At 43.3% G+C, this 24,191-nt stretch carries 35 protein-coding genes and 1 pseudogene; 32 read left to right on the top strand and 4 right to left on the bottom strand.

The window, feature by feature from the left end; all coding sequences use genetic code 11:
* Positions 1–35: 35 nt before the first annotated feature.
* The 3 genes from hmpA to LZZ98_RS06215 all read right to left on the bottom strand — a co-directional run bounded on the left by hmpA (position 36) and on the right by LZZ98_RS06215 (position 4,200).
* A complete protein-coding gene (gene hmpA, locus LZZ98_RS06205; RefSeq protein ID WP_237787108.1) occupies positions 36–1,244 on the bottom strand; it encodes an NO-inducible flavohemoprotein in 1,209 nt (402 codons plus the stop codon).
* Between the two features lie 149 nt (positions 1,245–1,393).
* Complete coding sequence (locus LZZ98_RS06210; protein ID WP_237787109.1) at positions 1,394–2,977, bottom strand: helicase HerA-like domain-containing protein; 1,584 nt, start codon at positions 2,975–2,977, stop codon at positions 1,394–1,396.
* Between the two features lie 20 nt (positions 2,978–2,997).
* Positions 2,998–4,200 carry a PLP-dependent transferase gene (locus tag LZZ98_RS06215; RefSeq protein WP_237787110.1) on the bottom strand — a complete coding sequence of 401 codons (1,203 nt, stop codon included), beginning with the start codon at positions 4,198–4,200 and terminating at the stop codon, positions 2,998–3,000.
* Between the two features lie 159 nt (positions 4,201–4,359).
* Between LZZ98_RS06215 and LZZ98_RS06220 the strand changes: the two genes are divergently transcribed.
* The 32 genes and pseudogenes from LZZ98_RS06220 (at position 4,360) to LZZ98_RS06375 (ending at position 22,850) form a co-directional block, all read left to right on the top strand.
* A complete protein-coding gene (locus LZZ98_RS06220) occupies positions 4,360–5,097 on the top strand; it encodes a type 1 glutamine amidotransferase (protein ID WP_237787111.1) in 738 nt (245 codons plus the stop codon).
* Between the two features lie 269 nt (positions 5,098–5,366).
* Complete coding sequence (rpsJ, locus tag LZZ98_RS06225) at positions 5,367–5,678, top strand: 30S ribosomal protein S10 (protein WP_000070912.1); 312 nt, start codon at positions 5,367–5,369, stop codon at positions 5,676–5,678.
* A gap of 59 nt (positions 5,679–5,737) precedes the next feature.
* A complete protein-coding gene (rplC, locus tag LZZ98_RS06230) occupies positions 5,738–6,376 on the top strand; it encodes a 50S ribosomal protein L3 (RefSeq protein ID WP_086174461.1) in 639 nt (212 codons plus the stop codon).
* 11 nt (positions 6,377–6,387) lie between these two features.
* Complete coding sequence (gene rplD / locus LZZ98_RS06235; protein ID WP_086174460.1) at positions 6,388–6,990, top strand: 50S ribosomal protein L4; 603 nt, start codon at positions 6,388–6,390, stop codon at positions 6,988–6,990.
* Positions 6,987–7,307 (top strand): 50S ribosomal protein L23, encoded by a 321-nt coding sequence (gene rplW / locus LZZ98_RS06240; protein ID WP_086174459.1) that lies wholly within the window; start codon positions 6,987–6,989, stop codon positions 7,305–7,307. Before rplD ends, rplW begins: the two co-directional genes overlap by 4 nt.
* A gap of 11 nt (positions 7,308–7,318) precedes the next feature.
* Positions 7,319–8,143 carry a 50S ribosomal protein L2 gene (gene rplB / locus LZZ98_RS06245; RefSeq protein WP_086174458.1) on the top strand — a complete coding sequence of 275 codons (825 nt, stop codon included), beginning with the start codon at positions 7,319–7,321 and terminating at the stop codon, positions 8,141–8,143.
* A 19-nt stretch (positions 8,144–8,162) separates the two neighbouring features.
* A complete protein-coding gene (gene rpsS, locus LZZ98_RS06250; RefSeq protein WP_004869548.1) occupies positions 8,163–8,438 on the top strand; it encodes a 30S ribosomal protein S19 in 276 nt (91 codons plus the stop codon).
* A gap of 9 nt (positions 8,439–8,447) precedes the next feature.
* Complete coding sequence (gene rplV, locus LZZ98_RS06255) at positions 8,448–8,777, top strand: 50S ribosomal protein L22 (protein WP_004754247.1); 330 nt, start codon at positions 8,448–8,450, stop codon at positions 8,775–8,777.
* 1 nt (position 8,778) lies between these two features.
* Positions 8,779–9,595: pseudogene (gene rpsC / locus LZZ98_RS06260) on the top strand (30S ribosomal protein S3).
* Positions 9,535–9,948 (top strand): 50S ribosomal protein L16, encoded by a 414-nt coding sequence (rplP, locus tag LZZ98_RS06265; RefSeq protein ID WP_086174456.1) that lies wholly within the window; start codon positions 9,535–9,537, stop codon positions 9,946–9,948. The pseudogene rpsC and the gene rplP overlap by 61 nt, the downstream one beginning before the upstream one ends.
* Complete coding sequence (gene rpmC / locus LZZ98_RS06270; RefSeq protein ID WP_004650482.1) at positions 9,948–10,145, top strand: 50S ribosomal protein L29; 198 nt, start codon at positions 9,948–9,950, stop codon at positions 10,143–10,145. Before rplP ends, rpmC begins: the two co-directional genes overlap by 1 nt.
* On the top strand, positions 10,142–10,399 hold the full coding sequence (rpsQ, locus tag LZZ98_RS06275; protein WP_004650481.1) for a 30S ribosomal protein S17: 258 nt from the start codon (positions 10,142–10,144) through the stop codon (positions 10,397–10,399). The genes rpmC and rpsQ overlap by 4 nt, the downstream gene beginning before the upstream one ends.
* Positions 10,400–10,491: 92 nt before the next feature.
* The gene (gene rplN / locus LZZ98_RS06280; protein ID WP_086174455.1) at positions 10,492–10,860 is read left to right on the top strand and encodes a 50S ribosomal protein L14; all 369 of its coding nucleotides are present in this window, start codon (positions 10,492–10,494) and stop codon (positions 10,858–10,860) included.
* A 9-nt stretch (positions 10,861–10,869) separates the two neighbouring features.
* Complete coding sequence (rplX, locus tag LZZ98_RS06285; protein WP_086174454.1) at positions 10,870–11,187, top strand: 50S ribosomal protein L24; 318 nt, start codon at positions 10,870–10,872, stop codon at positions 11,185–11,187.
* Positions 11,188–11,203: 16 nt separating this feature from the next.
* Complete coding sequence (rplE, locus tag LZZ98_RS06290) at positions 11,204–11,740, top strand: 50S ribosomal protein L5 (RefSeq protein ID WP_086174453.1); 537 nt, start codon at positions 11,204–11,206, stop codon at positions 11,738–11,740.
* Positions 11,741–11,749: 9 nt separating this feature from the next.
* The gene (gene rpsN / locus LZZ98_RS06295; RefSeq protein WP_086174452.1) at positions 11,750–12,055 is read left to right on the top strand and encodes a 30S ribosomal protein S14; all 306 of its coding nucleotides are present in this window, start codon (positions 11,750–11,752) and stop codon (positions 12,053–12,055) included.
* A gap of 12 nt (positions 12,056–12,067) precedes the next feature.
* Positions 12,068–12,463: a 30S ribosomal protein S8 gene (gene rpsH, locus LZZ98_RS06300; RefSeq protein ID WP_086195766.1), complete on the top strand. Its 396-nt coding sequence runs from the start codon at positions 12,068–12,070 to the stop codon at positions 12,461–12,463.
* 13 nt (positions 12,464–12,476) lie between these two features.
* The gene (gene rplF, locus LZZ98_RS06305) at positions 12,477–13,010 is read left to right on the top strand and encodes a 50S ribosomal protein L6 (RefSeq protein WP_086174450.1); all 534 of its coding nucleotides are present in this window, start codon (positions 12,477–12,479) and stop codon (positions 13,008–13,010) included.
* Positions 13,011–13,024: 14 nt separating this feature from the next.
* Positions 13,025–13,375, top strand: a complete 351-nt coding sequence (gene rplR / locus LZZ98_RS06310) for a 50S ribosomal protein L18 (RefSeq protein WP_053579516.1) — start codon at positions 13,025–13,027, stop codon at positions 13,373–13,375.
* Positions 13,376–13,377: 2 nt separating this feature from the next.
* Entirely contained in the window at positions 13,378–13,875 is a 498-nt protein-coding gene (gene rpsE / locus LZZ98_RS06315; RefSeq protein ID WP_004657688.1) for a 30S ribosomal protein S5, read from the top strand.
* Positions 13,876–13,881: 6 nt separating this feature from the next.
* Entirely contained in the window at positions 13,882–14,058 is a 177-nt protein-coding gene (gene rpmD / locus LZZ98_RS06320; RefSeq protein WP_004691302.1) for a 50S ribosomal protein L30, read from the top strand.
* A gap of 3 nt (positions 14,059–14,061) precedes the next feature.
* On the top strand, positions 14,062–14,502 hold the full coding sequence (gene rplO, locus LZZ98_RS06325; RefSeq protein ID WP_086174449.1) for a 50S ribosomal protein L15: 441 nt from the start codon (positions 14,062–14,064) through the stop codon (positions 14,500–14,502).
* A 45-nt stretch (positions 14,503–14,547) separates the two neighbouring features.
* Positions 14,548–15,867 (top strand): preprotein translocase subunit SecY, encoded by a 1,320-nt coding sequence (secY, locus tag LZZ98_RS06330; protein ID WP_171263967.1) that lies wholly within the window; start codon positions 14,548–14,550, stop codon positions 15,865–15,867.
* A gap of 19 nt (positions 15,868–15,886) precedes the next feature.
* A complete protein-coding gene (gene rpmJ / locus LZZ98_RS06335) occupies positions 15,887–16,003 on the top strand; it encodes a 50S ribosomal protein L36 (protein WP_000867907.1) in 117 nt (38 codons plus the stop codon).
* Between the two features lie 106 nt (positions 16,004–16,109).
* On the top strand, positions 16,110–16,466 hold the full coding sequence (rpsM, locus tag LZZ98_RS06340; RefSeq protein WP_086174447.1) for a 30S ribosomal protein S13: 357 nt from the start codon (positions 16,110–16,112) through the stop codon (positions 16,464–16,466).
* Between the two features lie 19 nt (positions 16,467–16,485).
* Positions 16,486–16,872 carry a 30S ribosomal protein S11 gene (gene rpsK, locus LZZ98_RS06345; protein WP_001040166.1) on the top strand — a complete coding sequence of 129 codons (387 nt, stop codon included), beginning with the start codon at positions 16,486–16,488 and terminating at the stop codon, positions 16,870–16,872.
* Positions 16,873–16,884: 12 nt separating this feature from the next.
* Complete coding sequence (gene rpsD, locus LZZ98_RS06350; RefSeq protein WP_086195760.1) at positions 16,885–17,511, top strand: 30S ribosomal protein S4; 627 nt, start codon at positions 16,885–16,887, stop codon at positions 17,509–17,511.
* 17 nt (positions 17,512–17,528) lie between these two features.
* Positions 17,529–18,536, top strand: coding sequence for a DNA-directed RNA polymerase subunit alpha (locus LZZ98_RS06355; protein WP_004869497.1), 1,008 nt, complete (start codon positions 17,529–17,531; stop codon positions 18,534–18,536).
* A gap of 18 nt (positions 18,537–18,554) precedes the next feature.
* Positions 18,555–18,920, top strand: coding sequence for a 50S ribosomal protein L17 (gene rplQ, locus LZZ98_RS06360; protein ID WP_004281488.1), 366 nt, complete (start codon positions 18,555–18,557; stop codon positions 18,918–18,920).
* Between the two features lie 203 nt (positions 18,921–19,123).
* Positions 19,124–20,620, top strand: coding sequence for a flavin-containing monooxygenase (locus LZZ98_RS06365; protein ID WP_237787112.1), 1,497 nt, complete (start codon positions 19,124–19,126; stop codon positions 20,618–20,620).
* A 148-nt stretch (positions 20,621–20,768) separates the two neighbouring features.
* Positions 20,769–21,923, top strand: coding sequence for an IS4 family transposase (locus LZZ98_RS06370; RefSeq protein ID WP_237787113.1), 1,155 nt, complete (start codon positions 20,769–20,771; stop codon positions 21,921–21,923).
* A gap of 138 nt (positions 21,924–22,061) precedes the next feature.
* Positions 22,062–22,850, top strand: a complete 789-nt coding sequence (locus LZZ98_RS06375; RefSeq protein ID WP_237787114.1) for an alpha/beta fold hydrolase — start codon at positions 22,062–22,064, stop codon at positions 22,848–22,850.
* Between the two features lie 33 nt (positions 22,851–22,883).
* Here the strand turns inward: LZZ98_RS06375 and LZZ98_RS06380 are convergent, their stop codons facing one another.
* Positions 22,884–24,056, bottom strand: a complete 1,173-nt coding sequence (locus tag LZZ98_RS06380; RefSeq protein ID WP_237787115.1) for an acyl-CoA dehydrogenase family protein — start codon at positions 24,054–24,056, stop codon at positions 22,884–22,886.
* Positions 24,057–24,191 lie beyond the last annotated feature (135 nt).

Genomic DNA, 24,191 nt, shown 5'->3' on the forward strand with positions numbered 1-24,191 from the left:
CCAGCCCTCTCTTTATTTTATGCTGACGGAGCAGATTAGTGGTGAACGCCACCTGTACCAAACGCTTCACTGTGAATATTTTCAGCAGGAATACCGCGAGCAACGAGAGTTTTTTGCTGTTCAGCCATAAATGGCATTGGGCCGCAGAGGTAGTAGTCGGCATTAGCTGGTAACAATGCGCTATCAATCGTGCTTAGGTCTAGACGACCGGCAACATCATAATCTTCACCTAATTTATCGCTTTCATGCGGGAATTCATAAGCGGTAAATGTGCTTAGGCGCGGATATTTTGCTTTCAAATCCTGAATGTGCTGATGCATCGCATGCACCTGTTTGCTACGGCAGGCATGGATGAATGTCACAGGTTGCGGCATGTCCAGCGTCACCAACTGATTAAGCATGGCAATCATTGGAGTAAGGCCTACACCACCACTGATAAATACATTACGTTTATTTGGATCAATCAGGTAGAAATTACCTGTTGGTGCAGACACTTCAATTTCTGAACCTTCTGGCAGACCATGTAGAGTATTCGATACCCAACCTGGAACCATGTCACCTTTTTGGTCTTCGCGTTTCACAGAGATACGTAAATAGTCCGCTTGAGGGCTAGTTGAAAGCGTATATTGACGAGGTTGTTTTAAGCCAAGTTCTTCGACGAAAACACGCACTGAAATATATTGGCCAGCTTCGTATTTCGGTAAAGCACCACCATCTGCAGGTTGAAGATAGAACGACGTGATTTCATCGCTTTCAACGACTTTCTTGGCAATCTTGAAGTTACGCCAGCCTAACCAGCTGCCTTTAGTCTGTTCGTGCTGATCATAAATGGCTTTTTCGGTGCTGATGAACAGGTCTGCCAATTGGCCATAAGCTGCTGCCCAAGCACCAATCAGGGGGTCATCCATTGAAATGCTGAGTACTTCACTAATTGAGTGGAGCAGGTTTTCACCGACAATATTATAGTCCGGTGCCTGAATATTCAGGCTAACGTGTTTGTGCGCGATCAACTCAACCACAGGTAAAAGCACAGACGGATCTTCAATATTTTCAGCATAAGCCAACACTGCACCTGCCAATGCTTGAGCCTGTGCGCCGCTGCGCTGGTGCCCCATATTAAAAGTTTCTTTTAGGTCAGGATTATTGCCCAACATACGGTTATAAAAATAACCAGTCAGGGCTACGCCATTTTCACGAAGTACAGGAACAGTGGCTTTTACAAGGTCAATTTGCTGCGGAGTCATAGCTGATCTCTCATGGCTGTTATTTATAAGATGTATTTAAAATATATCTTATAAAATCTTTTTACAACACATATTTTTCATTAAACCATAAAAAATTATGGAATATAAAAATATTCCATAATTCACAAATTATTAATCAGTTTCTTAAATTATCTTTTACCAAACAGTGAACCTAATAAGCCACGAACAATTTTTTGTCCAGTACTGCCACCCAGACTGCGGGCGGCACTTTTGGCAAAAGTACCGACAGTATCTTGAATCAGCTTTTCACGCTGTTTGGCTGCACGTTCCGTTTCTTTTTGCTGCTCTTGTGCTAGGCGCTGTTGTTCGCGTGCCTGTTGCTGGGCAAAAGCTTCAGCATCTTTGGCTTGCTGTTTTTCTAAAGCCTCTTTTTCTTTTGCTGCCGCTTTTTCTTGTTCGGCTTGAACTGCTTGTTGTTGGCGTTCTGCTACTTTATTTTGCAACATTTCAAACGCACTTTCTCGGTCAAGCTGTTGTTCATAAACACCTGCCACAACACTTTGTGCTATTAGTGTTTTACGCTCATCTAGAGAAATGGGGCTGAAGGAAGAATAGGGTGGCATCACCCAGCCGCGTTGCACCATTTGCGGGGTGCCTTGTTCATCCAGACAGCTAATCAAGGCTTCACCCACAGCCAGTTCGGTAATGGCCTGATCGACCTTAAATTCAGGATTGGCACGGAAAGTATCTCCAGCAGTTTTGACCGCTTTCTGGTCTTTAGGCGTGAAGGCGCGCAAGGCATGTTGCACCCGGTTACCAAGCTGACCTAAAACACTTTCAGGTAGGTCCAGCGGATTCTGGGTAACAAAGTAAATGCCGACACCTTTGGAGCGAATTAAACGTACCACTTGTTCAATCTTTTCCTGCAGGGCGGAGCTAGCATTATCAAAAAGCAGATGTGCTTCATCAAAGAAGAACACCAGTTTGGGTTTATCCATATCGCCTACTTCAGGCAACTGTTCAAACAGTTCGGATAACATCCACAGTAAAAAGGTGGCATACAGTTTAGGCGTATTCATCAGTTTATCTGCAGCCAGTAAATTGATGGTGCCACGGCCTTGGCTATCGGTCTGGATAAAATCCATGATGTCTAATGCAGGTTCACCAAAGAACTGATCTCCGCCTTGATCGGCCAGCGCCAGTAAATTGCGCTGGATTGCCCCTAAACTTGCTGGAGACAGGTTGCCATATTCTGCTTTAAATTCGGTGGCATGTTCACTGACATAACTAATCATCGACTTCAAGTCTTTAAAATCAATCAGCAATAAACCCTGATCATCGGCTATGCGGAACACTGCTGAAAGTACACCTTCCTGGGTGTCATTGAGATTTAGTATTTGCGCCAGTAACAACGGACCTATTTCAGAAACTGTGGTTCGAATGGGATGGCCCTGCTCACCGAACAAATCCCAAAACACCACAGGCGATGCTGCAAAGGGAATCGATTCAATATTCAGACTTTTAATCCGCGCATCAAATTTAGCATTGCTTTCACCGGCCTTGGCCAGACTGGACACATCGCCTTTGGCATCGGCTAAAAATACCGGCACACCAATGCGGGAAAAACTTTCTGCCAATACTTTTAAGGTCACGGTTTTACCGGTTCCGGTGGCTCCGGCAATCAAACCGTGGCGGTTGGCAAATTGTGAATGTAAAACAATTTCTTGTTGTGTATCGGTGGTTTTCTTGGCAATGACGATTGGTGTACCCATATTTTTTTCCCTATTCTATTTTATTCATGTTGTTGCGTAGGCAACTGTTTTAATGCGTTTTCTATATCTTGTATTAAGTCTGCCGGATGTTCTAGTCCTATGCAAAAACGAACCAATAAACCTTGTTGTAAATGTGTATGTGGCAACACCCGCATATCTTTCAGGTTATACAGCATGACCAGACTGAGCGGCCCGCCCCAGCTAAAGCCCAGCTTAAACAGTTCCAGTGCATCGCAGAATCTACGAATATCTTCCAGGGTATATTCAGGTTTAAAAATCACACTGACCAGACCTGCACTTTGTCCATCTGTACAAATTTCTTTCCAGTATGAATGTCCTGCCGAAGCTTCATCAGCAGGATGCAAGACCTGTACAAACTCTGGTTGTTGTTTAAGCCAGTCCAGTAAGGTTGATGCACTTTGAGACTGGTGCTGATAACGCAGTTGCATTGAAGCCAGGCTACGTTGTACTTGTGCAACATCATCACCAGATACACTAATACCCTGAATAGCATGCATACGGAATAATTGCTGATGCAACTTTCGATCACGAGTGACTACAGAACCCATTAAGATGTCACCGCCGCCACTTGGATATTTAGTCAGCGCGTGCACGGTTATATCAACCGCCAAATGTTCTTCACCAAAATCAAAGGCATTAAAGGCTAGACCTGCGCCCCAGGTATTGTCTAAAGCTGTCAATATATTATGCTGTTTCGCTTTTTTCACTAAGCCAGCTAGATCTGGAAATTCTAAAGTCACGGAACCTGCAGCCTCTAACCAAATCAGTTTGGCTTTCTCTGTTGGCTGGAAAGTATCTGCATCAATCGGATTATAAACTTTTACAGTAATGCCATAGCGCGTTTGCAGGTTGTGCAGATGTTCCATATTTGGACCATAAATATTGTCTGCCACCCAGACTTCATCGCCCTGACTTAAAAAGCAGGAATTGACCAGATTAATCGCGGATAAACCACTAGGGGCCAGCAAGCAATATTGCCCTCCTTCAATCTGGGCAATGTTGTCCGCTAAAGTAAAGGTCGTTGGCGTGCCGTGGGTGCCATAATTATAGTCATAGTCATCGGTCCAATGGCGATTAAATAGTGCATCGGTGTTGTTAAAAATAATGGTTGATGCACGAAACAGGGGAGGTTGAACGCTAGAAATATATTGTGGGGCTTTTCGTGGTGCATGAATGAGTGCGGTTTGTGGGTTTTTTTTCAAGGGACTGCTCTAAGTCGTATCAAAATTAGTCTTAGCTTAAGAGAAACACGCGAATTAGGCTATATAAATGCCAAAATGTATAGAAACATTAAACCGCACATAAAGTTGGCTTTATTCTTGCTAAATCTACGACAGAGCTAAAACAATAGGTGGGGGCGGATGAAGTCGCATTTAAAAGTACATTATTTTCAGCATATTGCTGGTGAAGGGTTCGGCAGTTGTTATCAATATTTAAAACAGCATCAAGCTAAAATTAGTGCAACGGAGTTTTTTGCCTTACCGCTGGATCGGCCACTCGATATCGAGGCTTTACCGCAAGTTGAAGATGTCGATTTGCTCATTATCATGGGTGGGACAATGAGTGTGAATGATGAAGCAAATTATCCCTGGTTAAAGATAGAAAAACGCTGGATTCGACGTTATTTATCTATGGGTAAACCGGCCATTGGTTTATGTCTGGGCGGGCAGCTGATCGCCAATGCTTTGGGTGCTGCGGTCAGGCGCAATGAGCAACAGGAGTTGGGTTGGACTACCGTGCGTAAGGTACAGCATGTGCCGGAAGAATGCTTTGAATTGCCAGCACAATTTAAGATTATGCAATGGCATAGTGAAACTTTTGAAATTCCTAAAGGTGCTATTCATTTGGCTGAAAATGATGTTTGCCGCAACCAGATGTACCAGATTGGTAAAAATGTGCTGGGATTTCAGTTTCATCCTGAAATTACTTCCGAGACGCTAAAGCTGTTTTTAGAAAATGACGAAGAGCTAGAAGGTTTTTCAGGAGAATATGTGCAAACTGAACAGCAATTAAGAAAAGCAGATAAAATAAATTTTATTGAAGGAAATCAAATACTAAACCAAGCAATAGAGTACGTTTTACAAAAAACTTCATGCTGATTTATTTTTAAACAAAAGCATAAATAGATAAGCGGAAAAAAAGAGCAAAAAGTTGAAAAGAGGTTTGCTTAAGCGTTAAACAATAGCTATAATAAGCGACCCTTTAATGAAAGGGGGTTGACTACCAATAACGTAGTTAACATCGTGACAGTCGTGGCATCGATCATGACCTTAGTGATAATTCACTGCTCTTGACACTTACCCATATAAAAGTGGAGTGAGATGCGTCAAGGGTGATTCTTTATATATTTGGCTTGGAGTTAACTGGTATGTCTAACCAGAGAATTCGTATCCGTCTTAAGTCTTTTGATCACCGTCTAATTGATCAATCAGCTCAAGAAATCGTAGAAACAGCAAAACGTACTGGCGCACAAGTTTGTGGTCCAATTCCAATGCCTACACGCATTGAACGTTTTAACGTTTTAACATCACCACACGTTAACAAAGATGCGCGTGACCAATACGAGATCCGCACTTACAAACGTTTGATCGACATCGTTCAACCTACAGATAAAACTGTTGATGCATTGATGAAGTTGGATCTTGCAGCTGGTGTTGATGTTCAGATCGCATTGGGTTAAGGCTTTCGGTTAATTAACGCTCTAAGTTAATTAGGCCGCTTTTTTAGAGGTTTATGCACATGGCTATTGGTTTAGTCGGTCGCAAGTGCGGTATGACTCGTATCTTTACAGATGCTGGTGTTTCTGTACCTGTAACAGTGATTGAGGTTGATCCTAACCGCATCACTCAAATCAAAACGCTTGAAACTGATGGTTATCAAGCGATTCAAATCACTACTGGTGAACGTCGCGAATCTCGCGTAACTAACGCTCAGAAAGGTCACTTTGCGAAAGCTGGTGTTGCTGCTGGTCGTCTGGTTCAAGAATTCCGTACTACAGAAGCTGAGCTTGAAGGTCGTGAAGTTGGCGGAACTATCGGTGTAGATTTGTTCGCAGTTGGTCAAGTTGTTGACGTAACTGGTCAATCTAAAGGTAAAGGTTTCCAAGGTGGTGTTAAGCGTTGGAACTTCCGTACCCAAGATGCTACTCACGGTAACTCATTGTCTCACCGTGTTCTAGGTTCTACAGGTCAAAACCAGACTCCTGGTCGCGTGTTCAAAGGCAAAAAAATGGCTGGCCATTTAGGTGCTGAACGCGTAACTGTTCAAGGTCTTGAAATTGTATCTATCGACGCTGAACGTTCAGTTCTGGTTGTTAAAGGTGCGATTCCTGGTGCTACTGGTGGCGACGTTACTGTTCGTCCTACGATCAAGGCCTGAGGGGAAATAACGTGAATTTAAATACTGTTTCCGGCTCTGCTGTTGAATTATCTGAAGTTGCTTTCGGTCGTGAATTTAACGAAGCTCTTGTACACCAAGTTGTTACAGCTTATTTAGCTGGTGGTCGTCAAGGTTCGAAAGCTCAGAAATCACGTGGCGATGTATCTGGCGGTGGTAAAAAACCATTCCGTCAAAAAGGTACTGGCCGTGCGCGTGCTGGTTCTATTCGTAGCCCAATCTGGGTTGGTGGTGGTAAAACTTTTGCCGCTCGTCCACAAGATTGGTCTCAAAAAGTTAACCGTAAAATGTACCGCGGTGCTATGCAATGCATCATGGCTGAACTTGTTCGTCAAGATCGCCTAATCTTAGTTGATGAGTTTGCTGTTGCAGCTCCAAAAACTAAAGAGTTGCTTGCAAAACTTAACGACTTGAATGCTACTCGTGCATTAATCGTTACTGATGCTGTTGATGAGAACTTGTATCTTGCTGCACGTAACATTCCACACGTTGATGTGGTTGATGCTGCTGCAATCGATCCTGTTAGCTTGATCGCGTTCGACAAAGTTGTTATGTCTGTAGCTGCTGCTAAGAAAATTGAGGTAGAACTCGGATGAACAACGAACGTATCTATCAAGTCCTACAAGGACCTGTATTCTCAGAAAAAGCACAAGTTTTAGGTGAAGCTGCTGGTGTTCAAGTTTTTAAAGTTGCACTTGATGCAAATAAACTTGAAATCAAAAAAGCAGTGGAACAACTCTTTGGTGTTCAAGTAGTTAAAGTTAACACTACGATCACTAAAGGTAAGACTAAACGCTTTGGTAAAACATTGGGACGTCGTTCTGATGTTAAAAAAGCATACGTCACCCTGAAAGCTGGCCAAGATGTTGAAATGGCTGACTTGGGCGATACCGCTGAAAGCGCAGCGGAATAAGGACGAGAATTATGCCTATTCAAAAATGTAAGCCAACGTCACCAGGACGTCGCTTTGTAGAGAAAGTCGTTCACGACCATCTTCACAAAGGCGCGCCTTATGCTCCGTTGGTTGAAGCTAAAAAACGTACTGGTGGTCGTAACAATAACGGTCACATTACAACTCGTCACGTTGGTGGTGGTCATAAACAACACTACCGTCTTGTCGACTTCAAACGTAACAAAGACGGCATTCCAGCTGTAGTTGAACGTATTGAATACGATCCTAACCGTACAGCTCATATTGCTCTATTAAAATATGCTGACGGTGAACGTCGTTACATCATTGCGCCTAAAGGTTTGCGTGCTGGTGATAAAGTACAATCTGGTAACGATGCTCCAATCCGTCCAGGTAACTGCTTGCCACTTCGTAACATGCCTATCGGTTCTACTCTTCACAACGTCGAGCTTAAAATCGGTAAAGGCGCACAATTGATGCGTTCTGCTGGTACTTCTGCTCAATTGTTGGGTCGTGACGGTTCTTACGCAATCATTCGTCTTCGTTCAGGCGAAATGCGTAAAGTACACGTTGAATGTCGCGCTGTTTTGGGTGAAGTTTCTAACTCAGAAAGCAACCTTCGTTCACTGGGTAAAGCTGGTGCATCACGCTGGCGTGGTGTTCGTCCTACCGTTCGTGGTATGGCGATGAACCCGGTTGACCATCCACACGGTGGTGGTGAAGGGCGTAACAAAGGTATTCAACCTGTAAGCCCATGGGGTCAAAAAGCTAAAGGGTACAAGACACGTACCAATAAGCGTACGACTAAGATGATTATTCGCGACCGTCGCGTTAAGTAACAAGTAAAGGAATCTGACAATGCCTCGTTCTCTGAAAAAAGGCCCATTCGTCGATGCGCACTTGTTCGCTAAGGTTGAAGCGGCTGTAGCGAGTAACTCTCGCAAGCCGATCAAAACTTGGTCGCGTCGTTCGATGATACTCCCAGATTTTGTTGGTTTAACAATTTCTGTTCATAATGGTCGTAACCATGTTCCGGTGATTGTATCTGAACACATGGTTGGTCATAAACTCGGTGAATTCGCGCCAACTCGTACCTATCGTGGTCACGGTGTTGACAAGAAGTCTAAACGTTAAGGTGCGATGATGGAAGTTACTGCTAAATTACGCGGTGCCGCTATCTCGGCACAAAAAGCTCGTTTGGTTGCAGATCTAATCCGTGGCAAATCTGTTGCTCACGCTTTAAATATCTTGAACTTCAGCAACAAAAAAGCTGCAGTTTTAGTTAAAAAAGCGTTGGAATCTGCAATTGCAAACGCTGAACATAATAACAGTTTAGATGTAGACGACCTTAAAGTATCTACGATTTACGTTGATGAAGGCATCAGCCTTAAACGTATTATGCCACGCGCTAAAGGCCGTGCAGATCGTATTACTAAGCGTACTTGTCACATCACCGTTAAGGTAGGGGTTTGATATGGGTCAGAAGGTTCATCCAATCGGTATCCGCCTAGGTGTTGTGAAACGTCATAACGCTAACTGGTATGCGAGTCCGAAACAATACGCTGAATACTTGCTTAAAGATTTGCAAGTTCGTGAGTTTTTAATTAAAAAACTTAAGAATGCAATGATCAGCAATATTCTTATCGAACGTCCTACAGGCGCTGCTAAAATTACTATTAGCACTGCTCGTCCTGGTATCGTTATCGGTAAAAAAGGCGAAGACATTGAAAAATTACAACGCGAATTAACATCTATTATGGGTGTTCCTGCGCAAGTAAGCATCAACGAAATCGATCGCCCAGACTTAGACGCTCGTTTAGTTGCTGAAGCTATCGCTTCTCAATTAGAAAAACGTGTAATGTTCCGTCGTGCTATGAAGCGTGCGGTTCAAAACACTATGCGTGCTGGTGCTAAAGGTATCAAAGTTGAAGTTTCTGGTCGTTTAGGTGGTGCTGAGATTGCACGTACTGAATGGTATCGTGAAGGTCGTGTACCTTTGCATACACTTCGTGCGGACATCGACTACGCTACTATGCGTGCTGAAACTACTTACGGTACGATTGGCGTTAAAGTTTGGATTTTCCGTGGTGAGATCTTAGGTGGCATGAAACAAGTCATGAACCCTGCTCCTGCTGAAGAACGTCCAGCTAAACGTGGTCGCGGCCGTGGTGAAGGTCAAGAGCGTCGTGGTCGTCGCAATGATCGTTCTGCTGAAAAAGGAGAATAATCCATGTTGCAACCTAAACGTACTAAGTTCCGTAAGGTTCAAAAGGGCCGTAACACTGGTCTAGCGCACCGTGGTAGCACCGTATCTTTCGGTTCTATCGCACTTAAATCTATCGAGCGTGGTCAAATGACAGCTCGTCAGATTGAAGCAGCGCGTCGTACAATCAGCCGTCGTGTAAAACGTGGTGGTAAGATCTTTATCCGTGTTTTCCCAGACAAACCAATTACTGAAAAACCATTAGAAGTTCGTATGGGTAAAGGTAAAGGTTCTGTGGAATACTGGGTTTGTCAAATCAAACCAGGTAAGATCTTGTACGAAATGGAAGGTGTAAGCGAAGAATTAGCACGTGAAGCGTTTACGCTTGCTGCTGCTAAGCTTCCGTTTAAAACCGCTATCGTGACTCGGACGGTAATGTAATGAAAACTAAAGATCTACGTGAAAAATCGGTAGAAGAGTTGACAGCTTTGCTTGATGAGCAACAGCTTAACCAATTCCGTCTTCGTATGGCGAAAGCAACTGGTCAATTGGGTAAATCGCATGAAGTTGCGCTTACTCGCAAGACTATTGCTCGTATCAAGACACTCCTTACCGAAAAACAGGGGAACGGACAATGAGTGAACAAACAGTTCGCACGTTAACCGGCAAAGTCGTAAGCGACAAAATGGACAAGTCTATTGTTGTGCTTATTGAACGCCGCGTTCAACACCCGTTGTATGGCAAATCAATCCGCCGTTCAACAAAATTACACGCTCATGATGAGAACAATGTTGCTAAAACTGGCGACGTAGTGACCATTAAAGAAAGCCGCCCGATTTCTAAAACTAAAGCTTGGGCTTTAGTGGAAGTTATTGAAGCTGCTGCTGAGTAATTAGACGTTCTTGTTGCATCATCGGTTAATTTCGAGTACTCTTTGAGCCTTTCGAAATACTGACCGGTGATGCTCGGTTTTGGAGTAGGGCAATGATTCAAACCGAAAGTATGCTCGACGTAGCAGACAACAGTGGTGCTCGCCGCGTACAATGTATTAAAGTACTTGGTGGTTCACATCGTCGTTATGCTTCTGTTGGCGACATTATTAAAGTTACTGTAAAAGAAGCTATTCCACGCGCACGTGTTAAAAAAGGTGACGTGATGAATGCTGTAGTTGTACGTACAAAATTCGGTGTACGTCGTCCGGATGGTTCTATCATCCGTTTTGATGACAATGCTGCTGTTATTTTGAACAACAACAAAGCGCCGATTGCAACTCGTATTTTCGGACCAGTGACTCGTGAACTTCGTACTGAACAGTTCATGAAAATTATTTCATTGGCTCCTGAAGTTCTATAAGAGGCACTCATGGCTAAGATTAAAAAAGGCGATCAAGTTATCGTGATCGCAGGTAAAGAAAAAGGCAAACAGGGTACTGTTCTGTCTGTTTCAAATGACCGTGTTATGGTTGAAGGCCTTAACTTGGTTAAGAAGCATCAAAAGCCTAACCGTGCAACAGGTGCTGAAGGCGCTGTAGTTACACAAGAAGCTTCGCTTCATATCTCAAACGTGGCAGTTTTTAATGCTACAACCCAAAAGGCTGACCGTGTTGGTTACCAAACGATTGAAGGCGTGAAAACTCGCGTTTACAAATCTAACGGTGAATCAGTGGCGGTAGCGAAGTAATAGGTTGAAATAGGCAATGGCCAGACTTAAAACACGTTACAACGACGTACTTAAAGCTCAGTTACAAGAGCAATTAGGCGTTAAAAATGTGATGGAGATTCCTCGCATCACTAAAATCACCATTAACATGGGTGTTGGTGCGGCATCAGCTGACAAGAAATTGTTAGATGGCGCTCTTTCTGATATGCAAGCGATTGCTGGTCAAAAGCCAGTTCTTACTCTAGCTCGCAAATCAATCGCTGGTTTCAAAATCCGTGATGGTTGGCCGATTGGTTGTAAAGTTACTTTACGCGGCGAACAAATGTACGAATTCTTAGACCGTTTGATCTCTATCGCGATCCCTCGTATTCGTGACTTCCGCGGTTTTTCTGCGAAATCATTTGATGGTCGTGGTAACTATTCGATGGGTTTGAAGGAACAAATCATGTTCCCTGAAATCGATTTCGATAAGATTGATCGTATTCGTGGTATGGATATTACCGTTACTACGACTGCTCGCACCGATGACGAAGGCCGTGCGCTTATGCGTGCATTCGGCTTCCCGTTCAAATAAGAGGTCGATATGGCTAAGAAAGGTATGATTAATCGCGAATTGAAACGCGAAAAAACAGTTGCTAAATTTGCTGCAAAACGTGCTGAATTAAAAGCTACGATTGCAAATGTAAATGCTAGCGACGAAGAACGTTTCGATGCGATGATGAAGTTACAGGCATTACCACGTAATGCATCTCCAGTGCGTCTTCGTAACCGTTGTGGTTTAACTGGTCGTCCTCATGGTTACTTCCGTAAGTTCGGTCTAAGCCGTAACAAACTACGTGATACAGTAATGCAAGGTGATGTACCGGGCGTTGTTAAGGCAAGCTGGTAAGGAGCACTATAAATGAGTATGCAAGATACCGTTGCCGACATGTTAACCCGTGTTCGTAACGCACAAATGGCAAAGAAACAAACTGTTTCTATGCCAAATTCTAAGTTGAAGGTTGCAATTGCCAACGTTCTTCAACAAGAAGGTTATATTTCAAACGTAGAAGTTGCAGATGCTGAAGGCAAACCAACTTTAACACTTACGTTAAAATATTTTGAAGGCAAACCAGTTATCGAAACTGTGAAACGCGTAAGCCGTCCAGGTCTACGTCAGTATCGCGGTAAAGATGCACTTCCTAGCGTTAAGCAAGGTTTAGGTATTGCAATTGTTTCTACAAGCAAAGGCATCATGACTGATCGCGCTGCACGTGCTGCGGGCATCGGTGGTGAAGTTATTGCTTTTGTTTCTTAATAGGTGATTCCTCATGTCTCGTGTGGCTAAAGCCCCAGTAACTGTACCTAACGGTGTAACAGTTACTCAGAACGGCCGGCAGGTCGAAGTGAAAGGCAGCAAAGGTACATTGTCTTTCAACCTGCATGCGCTGGTCGAGCTAAAACAGGAAGAAGGTCAACTTCAAATTGCTCCTAAAGCTGAGTCGAAAGACGCTTGGATGCAAGCTGGTACTGCTCGCGCTGTGTTAAACAACCTTGTAAAAGGTGTTAGCGAAGGTTTCGAACGCAAGTTACAACTTATCGGTGTTGGTTATAAAGCTGCGGTTAAAGGTAACGTTGTTAACCTTAACCTTGGTTTCTCTCACCCGATTGATTACAACCTTCCAGAAGGTGTAACTGCTGAAACTCCTACTGCAACTGAAATTGTTCTTAAATCTGCTGATAAAGCAGCTTTAGGTCAAGTTGCTGCAGATATCCGTGGTTACCGTCCACCAGAGCCTTATAAAGGTAAAGGTGTTCGTTATTCTGACGAAGTTGTACTTCGTAAAGAAGCTAAGAAGAAATAAGGCGCGAGGTTCTTATGAACGAAAAGAAACAATCCCGTTTGCGTCGTGCGAAAAGCACACGCTTGCACATTCGTGCATTGGGTGCGACTCGCTTGTGTGTAAACCGCACTCCGCGTCACATCTATGCTCAAGTTATCTCAGCAGATGGTGGCAAAGTTTTAGCGCAAGCTTCAACTTTAGATGCTACTTTACGTGCTGGTACAACTGGTAACGTTGATGCAGCGACTAAAGTAGGTGCTTTAATCGCAGAACGTGCTAAAGCAGCTGGCGTTACTAAAGTTGCATTTGACCGTTCTGGTTTCAAATATCATGGTCGTATCAAAGCCTTGGCTGATGCTGCTCGTGAAAACGGCTTGGAGTTCTAATCATGGCTAAAGTTGAACAAAACGAAGGTCTTGTTGAAAAGCTGGTTGCCGTTGATCGTGTAGCCAAAGTTGTTAAGGGTGGTCGTATCTTCTCTTTCACAGCATTAACTGTTGTGGGTGATGGTAATGGTCGTGTAGGTTTTGGTCGTGGTAAAGCACGTGAAGTTCCAGCTGCTATTTCTAAAGCACTTGAAGCTGCTCGTCGCAACATGATCACTGTTGATCTTGCAGGTACTACTCTGCAACACCCTGTGAATGCTCGTCATGGTGCAAGCCGTGTTTACATGCAGCCTGCTTCTGAAGGTACTGGCGTAATTGCTGGTGGCGCGATGCGTGCTGTTTTGGAAGCTGCTGGTGTACATAACGTACTTGCTAAATGTTACGGTTCTACAAACGCTGCTAACGTAGTTAACGCAACTTTCAAAGGCTTGCGTGATATGACTTCTCCTGAGAAAGTCGCTGCGAAACGTGGTCTTTCAGTAGAACAAATTCAAGGGTAATCAATCATGAAAACGATTAAAGTTACCCAGACTAAATCTTCTGCGCACCGCTTGAAAAATCACAAGCTTAGCCTTCAAGGTTTAGGTCTGCGTCGTATTGGTCATACTGTAGAAGTGCAAGATACGCCTTCAAACCGTGGTATGATCAACCAAGTCTACTATATGGTTAGTGTAGAGGAATAAGCCATGACTCTGCGTTTAAATACTATTGCACCTGCAGAAGGTGCTAAACGTGACAACCTTCGTCTAGGCCGTGGTATCGGTTCTGGCGTTGGTAAGACTGGTGGCCGTGGTGTCAAAGGTCAAAAATCACGTAAGAGCGGTGGCGTACGTCCAGGTTTCGAAGGTGGTCAAACTGCATTATATCGTCGTTTGCCTAAATTCGGCTTCACTAGCCAACTTGCTTTAAAAACTGCTGAAGTACGTTTATCAGAGCTTGCTAAAGTTGAAGGTGACATCATTTCACTGGAAACTTTAAAAGCTGCCAATGTTGTACGTAAAGATATGACTCGTGCTCGTATCGTACTTTCTGGTGATATTACTCGTGCATTCACTGTACAAGGTGTTGCTTTGACTAAAGGCGCTAAAGCTGCTGTTGAAGCTGCTGGCGGTAAAGTCGAGGAGTAATCGCTAGTGTCTATGTCTCCTAGTTCTTCAGGTCATGTCAACATGATGAAAGGCCAACCATTTCATGTGAAATATCGTGAAATTATTCGTCGATTAATGTTTTTGGTTGGCGCATTATTGGTCTTTCGACTAGGAGCACATATTCCACTGCCGGGTATTGATAATGTCGCTTTAGAACGTTTTTTCAAAGCTAATGAAGGTACCTTCTTAGGTTTGTTTAATATGTTCTCTGGCGGAGCATTAGAGCGAATGTCAATTCTTGCGTTGGGGATCATGCCATATATCTCTGCATCGATTATCGTGCAGTTGATGTCAACAGTCGTTCCTTCGCTGGAAGCATTAAAGAAAGAAGGCGAGCAGGGTAAGCGTAAGATTAATCAATATACGCGTTACGGCACGTTATTACTTGCATTGGTACAAGGTGTAGGTATGTGTGCTGGTCTGATTAGCCAAGGGATTACCTTGACTTCAGGACTGGCTTTTTACATTCCTGCTGTAACTTCATTGGTTGCAGGTACCATGTTCTTAATGTGGTTGGGAGAGCAAATTACCGAACGTGGTGTTGGTAATGGGATCTCGATGATCATTTTCGCAGGTATTGTTGCTGGTTTGCCTAATATTGTAATTCAAGCATTCACTTCGGTGGATAACGGTCAATCAAGTTTAATTGGTCTGGCTGTGTTTGCATTACTTTCAGTTGCGGTTCTTGCTGCGATTGTATTTATTGAAAAGGCTCAACGTCGTATACCGGTTAACTATGCTCAAAAGCAACAAGGGCGTCGCGTATTCACTGCACAGCAGACACATTTGCCATTGAAATTGAATATGGCAGGGGTTATTCCAGCAATTTTCGCTAGTTCGTTATTGCTGTTCCCTGCAAGTTTAGGTCAATGGTTAGGTAGTTCTGATCCAAATGCAGGAATTGTAAAGCGTAGCCTACAAGATTTGGCATTGGTATTATCGCCTGGACAACCTTTGTATTTGGTGCTCTTCGGTGCGTTAATTATCTTTTTCTGTTATTTCTATACTGCACTTGTGTTCAGTCCTAAAGAAGTATCAGAGAACTTGAAACGCAGCGGAGCTTATGTACCTGGTATTCGCCCAGGTGAGCAAACTGCTCGTTACTTAGATCATATTCTTAATCGTTTGACGTTTATTGGTGCAATTTACATTACGATCATCTGTTTAATGCCGATGATTCTGCAAAGTTCTTTTGGTATTCCATTCCATTTGGGTGGTACATCTTTGTTGATCGTAGTGGTAGTTGTGATGGACTTTATGGCTCAGCTGCAAGCTCATCTCACTTCGCACCAGTATGACAATCAAACGTTAATGAGAAAAACGACTGCTCATCCTAAAGGATAAGCGCACTTGAGGTTTCATCATGAAAGTACAAGCTTCTGTTAAAAAAATTTGTGGTAGCTGTAAAGTTATCCGTCGTAATGGGGTTATCCGCGTGATTTGTAGCGCTGAACCTCGTCATAAGCAGCGTCAAGGTTAATCTGATCAAGACCTGTTGATTTCAGTAGGTGAATTAGGTTAATATCCGCCCCTCAAGGTTTTTGTGGGGCGGTTGATTATCTCTACTGCCTTTTTGGAGAAAGTGAATGGCTCGTATTGCCGGTGTAAACATTCCGGATAACAAGCATGCTGTTATCTCCCTCACGTATATCTTTGGTATCGGTCGCCACACTGCTAAGAACATCTTAGCTGCTGCTGGTATTGCACCAACTACCAAGATCCGTGAATTGGATGATGCTCAACTTGATGCGATTCGTGCAGAAATTACCAAGGTTCCGACCGAAGGTGATTTACGTCGCGAAATTTCCATGAACATTAAACGTTTAATGGATTTAGGCTGCTACCGCGGTCTTCGTCATCGTCGCAGCTTGCCTGTCCGTGGACAACGCACCAAAACTAACGCACGTACCCGTAAAGGTCCGCGCAAACCTATTAAGAAATAAGATTTCTGGAAGCTAAAAGATGGCTAAAGATACACGCACACGCAAGAAGGTCACTCGTACCGTCTCTGAAGGTGTTGCACACATTCACGCTTCTTTTAATAACACCATTGTGACTATTACCGATCGTCAAGGTAATGCACTGGCTTGGGCTACCTCTGGTGGACAAGGCTTCCGTGGATCACGTAAATCAACTCCGTTTGCTGCTCAGGTAGCTGCTGAAGTTGCTGGTAAAGCTGCTTTGGATTATGGTTTGAAAAACTTGGACGTCCTTGTAAAAGGTCCTGGTCCTGGTCGTGAATCTGCGGTTCGTGCTTTAGGTGCAGTGGGTTATAAAATTAACAGCATTACCGATGTGACGCCAATCCCGCACAACGGTTGCCGTCCACCTAAAAAACGTCGTGTGTAAGGAGAATCATTCATGGCTCGTTATATTGGTCCAAAATGCAAACTCTCTCGCCGCGAAGGGACAGACCTGCAATTAAAATCTGGCGTTAAACCATTTGACGTCAAAACTAAAAAACATGCTAAAGCGCCTGGCCAACATGGCGGGGCTCGTGGCAGTAAACAATCTGAGTACTCACTACAATTACGTGAAAAACAAAAAGTACGTCGTATGTACGGTGTGTTAGAACGTCAATTTAGTAACTACTATAAAGAAGCTGCTCGTGTTAAAGGCGCAACAGGTGAAAACTTGTTGAAACTGCTTGAAAGCCGTCTTGATAACGTCGTTTATCGCATGGGTTTTGGTTCTACACGTGCAGAAGCTCGTCAGCTTGTATCTCACCGTAGCATTACTTTGAATGGTCGTCGTGTAAACATCGCGTCTATCCAAGTTAAAGCTGGTGATGTAATCGCGGTTCACGAAGGTGCTAAACAACAATTGCGTATTAAAGGCGCGATTGAATTGGCTGCTCAACGTGGTATCCCTTCTTGGATGGAAGTTGACCATTCAAAATTAGAAGGTACGTTTAAAGCTGCACCGGATCGTTCTGATTTACCTGCTGAAATCAACGAAAGCTTGATTGTAGAATTGTATTCTAAATAATCCTTGAGGTAGCAATAATGACGCGTACTGCAAATGAGTTTCTAACTCCGCAAGCGATCAAGGTCGAAGCGGCTAGCGGGACCTCGGCAAAAGTGATTCTAGAACCATTAGAGCGTGGCTTTGGTCATACTCTTGGTAATGCTTTACGTCGTATCCTTCTTTCTTCTTTACCTGGCGCTGCTGTGGTTGAAGTTGAAATAGAAGGGGTTGAGCACGAGTACAGTACCTTGGAAGGCTTGCAGCAGGACATCGTCGAGCTCTTGCTGAACCTAAAAGGATTGTCGATTAAGCTGTTCGATCAAAACGAAGCATATTTGACATTAGAAAAACAAGGTCCAGGCGATGTAACAGCCGCTGATCTTCGTTTACCTCATAATGTTGAAGTGGTAAACCCTGAGCATTTGATCGGCACTTTGAGTGCATCAGGCAATTTAAAAATGCGCCTGAAAGTTTCTCAAGGTCGTGGTTATGAAACTTCTGATTCACGTTTCCCAGAAGGCGAGACTCGCCCTGTGGGTCGCTTACAGTTAGATGCTTCTTATAGCCCAATCAAGCGCGTGTCTTACACAGTGGAAAACGCTCGTGTAGAACAACGTACTGACCTTGATAAATTGATCATTGATCTTGAAACCAATGGTACAGTTGATCCTGAAGAAGCAATCCGCAAAGCGGCAACAATCTTGCAACAACAAATTGCAATTTTTGTTGATCTTCAGAAAGATCAAGCTCCTGTTGCTCAAGAGCCTCGCGAAGAAGTGGATCCAATCTTGCTTCGTCCAGTAGATGATCTAGAGCTTACTGTTCGTTCTGCTAACTGTTTGAAAGCAGAAAATATTTACTACATCGGTGACTTGGTTCAACGTACTGAAGTGGAGTTGTTAAAAACTCCTAACCTTGGTAAAAAATCGTTAACTGAAATCAAAGATGTTCTGGCTTCTAAGGGCTTACAGCTCGGCATGCGTTTAGAGAACTGGCCACCAGCTAGTCTCCGTATGGACGATCGTTTCGCCTATCGTAGCCGTTAATTAAGTAGGACTATCACCATGCGTCATCGTAATAGTGGTGTGAAATTAGGCCGTACAAGCAGTCATCGTAAAGCGATGTTCCAAAACATGGCTAACTCTTTGTTCGAGCACGAGTTGATTAAAACAACTGTGCCTAAAGCAAAAGAGTTACGTCGTGTAGCTGAGCCTTTAATCACTTTAGCTAAAAACGATACTGTTGCAAACCGTCGTTTAGCGTTTGCTCGTACTCGTTCAGCAGCAACTGTTGGTAAATTATTTACCGTTCTTGGCCCTCGTTACAAAGAACGTAACGGCGGTTATCTACGTGTTCTTAAAGCGGGCTTCCGTGCAGGTGATGCTGCACCGATGGCTTACGTTGAGCTAGTAGACCGCGAAGTTAACTAATTTCGCAAGAATAGCTTCAGTTGTTCTAAAAAAGACCGGTGTTTCACCGGTCTTTTTTATGCCTGTTGTTTTATCATTGTCTGACAATTTAAGCTTTTGTCCTGAACTGACATATTTTTTATCAGTTTTGTATAAACTTGACATTGAGTATTGTCAATTTTATGGTTTAATAAAATAAAGCTTAAACAGGTTATAAAAAGAACATGGAAAAAAATATTGATGTCTTGATTGTAGGTGCCGGTATTTCTGGTATTGGTCTTGCTGTTCATCTTTCTAAAAACTGCCCACAACGCCAATTTGAAATTATTGAACGTCGTGAAAGTTTTGGCGGAACCTGGGATTTATTCAAGTATCCTGGAATTCGTTCCGATTCAGATATGTCGACCTTTGGTTTTAATTTTAAACCGTGGCAAAAAGCCAGTGTTCTGGCAGATGGTCCATCCATCAAGAATTATTTGTCTGAAGTGATTGATGAGTATCAGCTCAAAAATAGAATTCATTTTCAGCACCGGGTGTTGGCTGCCAATTATGATTCTGCTACTAAAAAATGGATTGTTGAAATTGAAGATGTGCAAGGGAAAAAACAGACTTGGGTAGCCAATTTCGTTATAGGCTGCACTGGTTACTATAATTACGATCAAGGCTTTCAGCCAGAATTCCCGAATCAGTCTGCATTCAAAGGTGACTTTATTCATCCACAGCATTGGCCTGAGCAGCTCGATTATTCGGGTAAAAAAGTGGTGATTATTGGCAGTGGGGCAACTGCAATTACCTTGGTGCCAGCCATGGCGAAAGGTGGCGCAGCTCATGTCACGATGTTGCAACGTTCACCGACCTATATCGCCTCGGTTCCCTCGATTGACTTAATCTACGATAAAATGCGTAAGTACTTGCCAGAAGATATTGCCTATAAGCTGACTCGCGCACGTAATATTGGCATGCAGCGTGGTATTTATGCACTGGCACAGAAACAGCCTAAATTACTGCGTAGTTTGCTATTGAAATCAATTGAATTTCAGCTCAAAGGTAAGGTGGATATGAAACATTTTACCCCGAACTATGAGCCATGGGATCAACGTTTATGTGTGGTACCAGATGGCGATTTATTCAAGATTTTACGTGAAGGCCGTGCATCAGTTGAAACGGATCAAATTGAAAAATTTACTGAAACGGGGATTCAATTAAAATCAGGCAAGCACTTGGATGCGGATATTATTGTCTCTGCCACCGGACTCAATATTCAAATTTTAGGTGGCATGCAGGCCACGATTGATGGCAAGCCGATGAATACCTCTAAACATATGCTGTATCAGGGCATCATGGTCAGTGATGTGCCAAACATGGCGATGATTATTGGCTATATCAATGCCTCTTGGACCCTCAAAGTGGATATTGCGGCAGATTATATTTGCCGTCTGATCAATTATATGGATAAAAACGGCTATGATGAAGTGCGTCCTCAAGGCGATGCGACCGAGTTAATGGAAGATACCGTCATGGGCAGTTTATCTTCAGGCTATATTGCCCGTGCCGCAGATGTGATGCCAAAACAGGGCAAGCATGCACCTTGGAGTGTATCCAATAATTATTTGGCTGACCGTAAACAATTAAAGCATGCGCGCTTTGATGATGGCGTACTTAAATTTCATAAGCGTGAGCAAAAGGATAATAAAAATGTGACACCGCGTTTGGTCTCATGATTTAGTTTTCTTATTGAGCCTGATCATCATAAAAAAAAGGAGCAAAAAGGCCACTACTGTCCCATAGTTTGCTTTAAATAAAAAAACCTGAGTCTAAATAGTTAAAATATGAGTGCAAACAAACACTTTAACTATTTAGACTCAGGTTTTGTCACATCAGAATACCGTATTTCATCAATTACTCAAACCCATTTTAAGACAAGATTTTGAACGTCTGGCTAAACTGCACCACTCTGGGCAAAAATTAAGATCAGCCACCCGCTGGGATCAGTTTGTTGCCATATTAATGTCCCAACTTTCTTGTCGGCAAAGCTTAAGAGACATTCAATCCAATCTCGAATCCCAGCAGGAAAAGCTCTATCATCTTGGCGCGAAAAGAATTGCGCGAAGCACCTTAGCAAGACTCAACGAAGAACAGCCCGCCAGCCTGTATCAGCAATTGTTCACACAGCTGCTTCAGCACTGTGAAAACTCTAAAACTGCACATAAATTTAGATTCAAGAATCCGCTGTATTCACTAGATGCCAGTCATATTGATCTTTCACTGTCATTGTGCGAATGGGCAAAAGTGCATGAATCCAAAGCCAGTATTAAACTAAGTGTTGGCTTAAATCACAGCAATACCATTCCTGAATTTGTAGCGCTTGGGGATGGTATTGAAAATGATATGGTGCAAGGCAGAGCATTTAAATTTCCTGCTGGCAGCATTATCGTCTTTGATAAAGGATATGTTGATTATCAATGGTTTGCTCAGTTGACACATCAGAAAGTCAGCTTCGTAACTCGGCTACGCCCAAAGACAGTTTATCAAGTTAAATCAAGCCGCAGCGTATTAGCGACTAAAGGCATTATTGCGGATGAATGTATTGAATTGAGCAGTGCGCATGCCAAGAAAAGAGGCGCACCTAAATTATTAAGACGTATAGAGTTTTATGATACATATAAGAAAAGAACATTCGAATTTCTGAGCAACAACTTTCATCTGGCAGCATCCACCATTGCTGCAATTTATAAAGACCGCTGGAAGATTGAGTTATTCTTTAAAGCCATCAAGCAGAATTTAAAACTGAAGTCATTTCTAGGTCGAAGCCGCAATGCGATACAAACGCAAATATGGATTGCATTAATCGCCTATTTGCTGGTGAACTTCGCTAAACACATGGCACAAGAAGAATGGAGTGTTCAGCGTTTACTGCGAATTATTCAGGTCAATTTATTTGAAAGGAAACTTTTAAGGTCACTCTTTGTGCTTGATAAAAAATGGCGAAAACAAGAAGAACCTCAATTGAGGTTCTTCTTGTGATATTTGTGGGACAGCAGTGGCAAAAAGGCTCCTTTTTTTTATGCATATTGAATCACGAGTTCAAGTTGTAATCTTTAGTTCTGCTGCAAACTTCTACATGATGGAACAAAACGAATTAAGCCAGCATAGGAATAAGTTTTGAGTATTTTAGCGCGTGAATATCAATTGTCATTTCATTCCTATTCCATTTATGCCAAATCATGGCAGTCTGCTGAAGTTAATCCAGAATTGGCACCGATTATATTGATGCATGATTCACTGGGCAGTGTGGCTTTATGGCGTGATTTTCCTGCGCAACTTGCAGCTCAGACTAAACGTATTGTATATGCCTATGACCGGATTGGCTTTGGGCAATCATCCGTCAATGACCAATCTTTGGCACTGGATTTTGTCATGTCTGAAGCGACCCATGGATTTAAGGCTGTGCTTGATTATTTTGATCTGAAACATTTTATTGTGCTCGGTCATAGTGTGGGTGGTGGAATGTCTGCAGCCATCGCTGCTGAATATCCACAGTGCTGTAAGGCTTTAGTGACCATTGCCGCGCAATATGAAGTAGAAGAACGAACTTTAGCGGGTATCCGTGCAGCCAAACAGGCATTTCAGCAAGCAGGGCAAATAGAGCGTCTAGCCAATCACCCTGATAAAGCGCAGTGGGTGCTGGATGCCTGGACTGAAACCTGGCTGGCGCCTGCATTTAAGGACTGGAATTTGCGTGAGGTGCTGCCACAAGTAGAATGCCCAAGCTTGGTCATTCATGGTGAACAGGATGAGTATGGCACGGTGGCACAGCCTCAGCAAATCTTTGCTGGAGTGAAGGGAGCAGCCGAATTGCAGATCTTGCAAGGTCTGCATCATATGCCGCATAAAGAACAACCGGAACAGGTGCTGGTGTTGATTAGTGAATTTTTAGCAGACATTGCCTAAAAGAAAAAAGCCCATCAACAGATGGGCTTTTGATTACAGTGACCGCGAGATCAGTTCTTTCATAATTTCATTGGTGCCGGCATAAATCCGGTTGGCACGGTTATCGATATAGGCATGTGCGATGGGGTATTCCATCATGTAGCCATAACCGCCATGCAGTTGCAGGCATTCATCCACGACTTTAGAAAATATTTCGGAAATTTTGTATTTCGCCGCTGCCGCAGCATCAATCCCAAGCTGTTCAGTAAGTTGTAATTCCATACAGCGGTCTAAATAAGCACGGCAGAAATCGATTTCGGTTCGTAATTCAGCCAGTTTAAAGCGGGTGTTTTGAAAGGCACTGATCGGTTTACCAAAGACTTGGCGTTGTTTGGTGTATTGCACAGTATGCGCAAATGCAGCTTCGGCTCCCGCCTGACAAATGATGGCAACCAGCATGCGTTCCCAGGCCAGTTCTTTCATCAGCATCATAAATCCCATGCCTTCCATACCCAGCAAATTTTCTTTGGGCACGCGTACATTGTCAAAGAACAACTCGCAGGTATCTTGTCCTTTCATACCAATTTTATTTAAAGGTTTACCTTTACTAAAACCGGCACGGTCAGCTTCGACCATAATTAAAGAAAGATTGGCTGAACCTTTATCACTGCTGCCCGTTTTGCAGACCACAATCGCCATGTCACACAGGTAGCCATTGGTAATAAAGATTTTCGAACCATTAATCACATACTCATTGCCATCCAGTACGGCCGAAGTACGTACTGCCTGCAGGTCAGATCCGGTTCCCGGTTCGGTCATGGCAATGGCAGTGACCACTTCACCGGAGGCCATTTTCGGTAACCAATTTGATTTCTGTTCTTCATTGCCAAAATTGAAGATGTAATTGGCTACAATATCCGAATGGAGTGAAAAACCAGTGGATGAATCCATGGCATAAGCCTGTTCTTCAATCAGGATCATGCTATAAAGACGGTCTACACCCGATCCCCCGTATTGTTCTGGCATGGTCGCACAAAGTAGGCCCATTGCACCGGCCTTGTTCCATAAATCCCGGTCGACATGCTGTTGCTGTTCATATTTGGCAATATTGGGAGCAACTTCCTTTTTATAAAATTTTCGTACGCTTTCACGAAAGGCTTCATGCTCTGCGCTAAATAAATGACGTGGCAGCATATTGGCTAAAGGTCGGATCGCAGCTGATTGCATTGTTATTGTGTCCATCTACAAAGTTATTGTTAGTTAAAAATTAGAAGATTGAGCCGCAAGCCACAATGAGATGAATGCTCAAATGTGCATATAAAATGATGAATTTGGTCAATTCGGGGAAATGGCTCGAAATAG

Origin of the sequence: Acinetobacter sp. SM34 (assembly GCF_022012365.1) — a bacterium.
In the GTDB taxonomy this organism is placed as follows: domain Bacteria; phylum Pseudomonadota; class Gammaproteobacteria; order Pseudomonadales; family Moraxellaceae; genus Acinetobacter.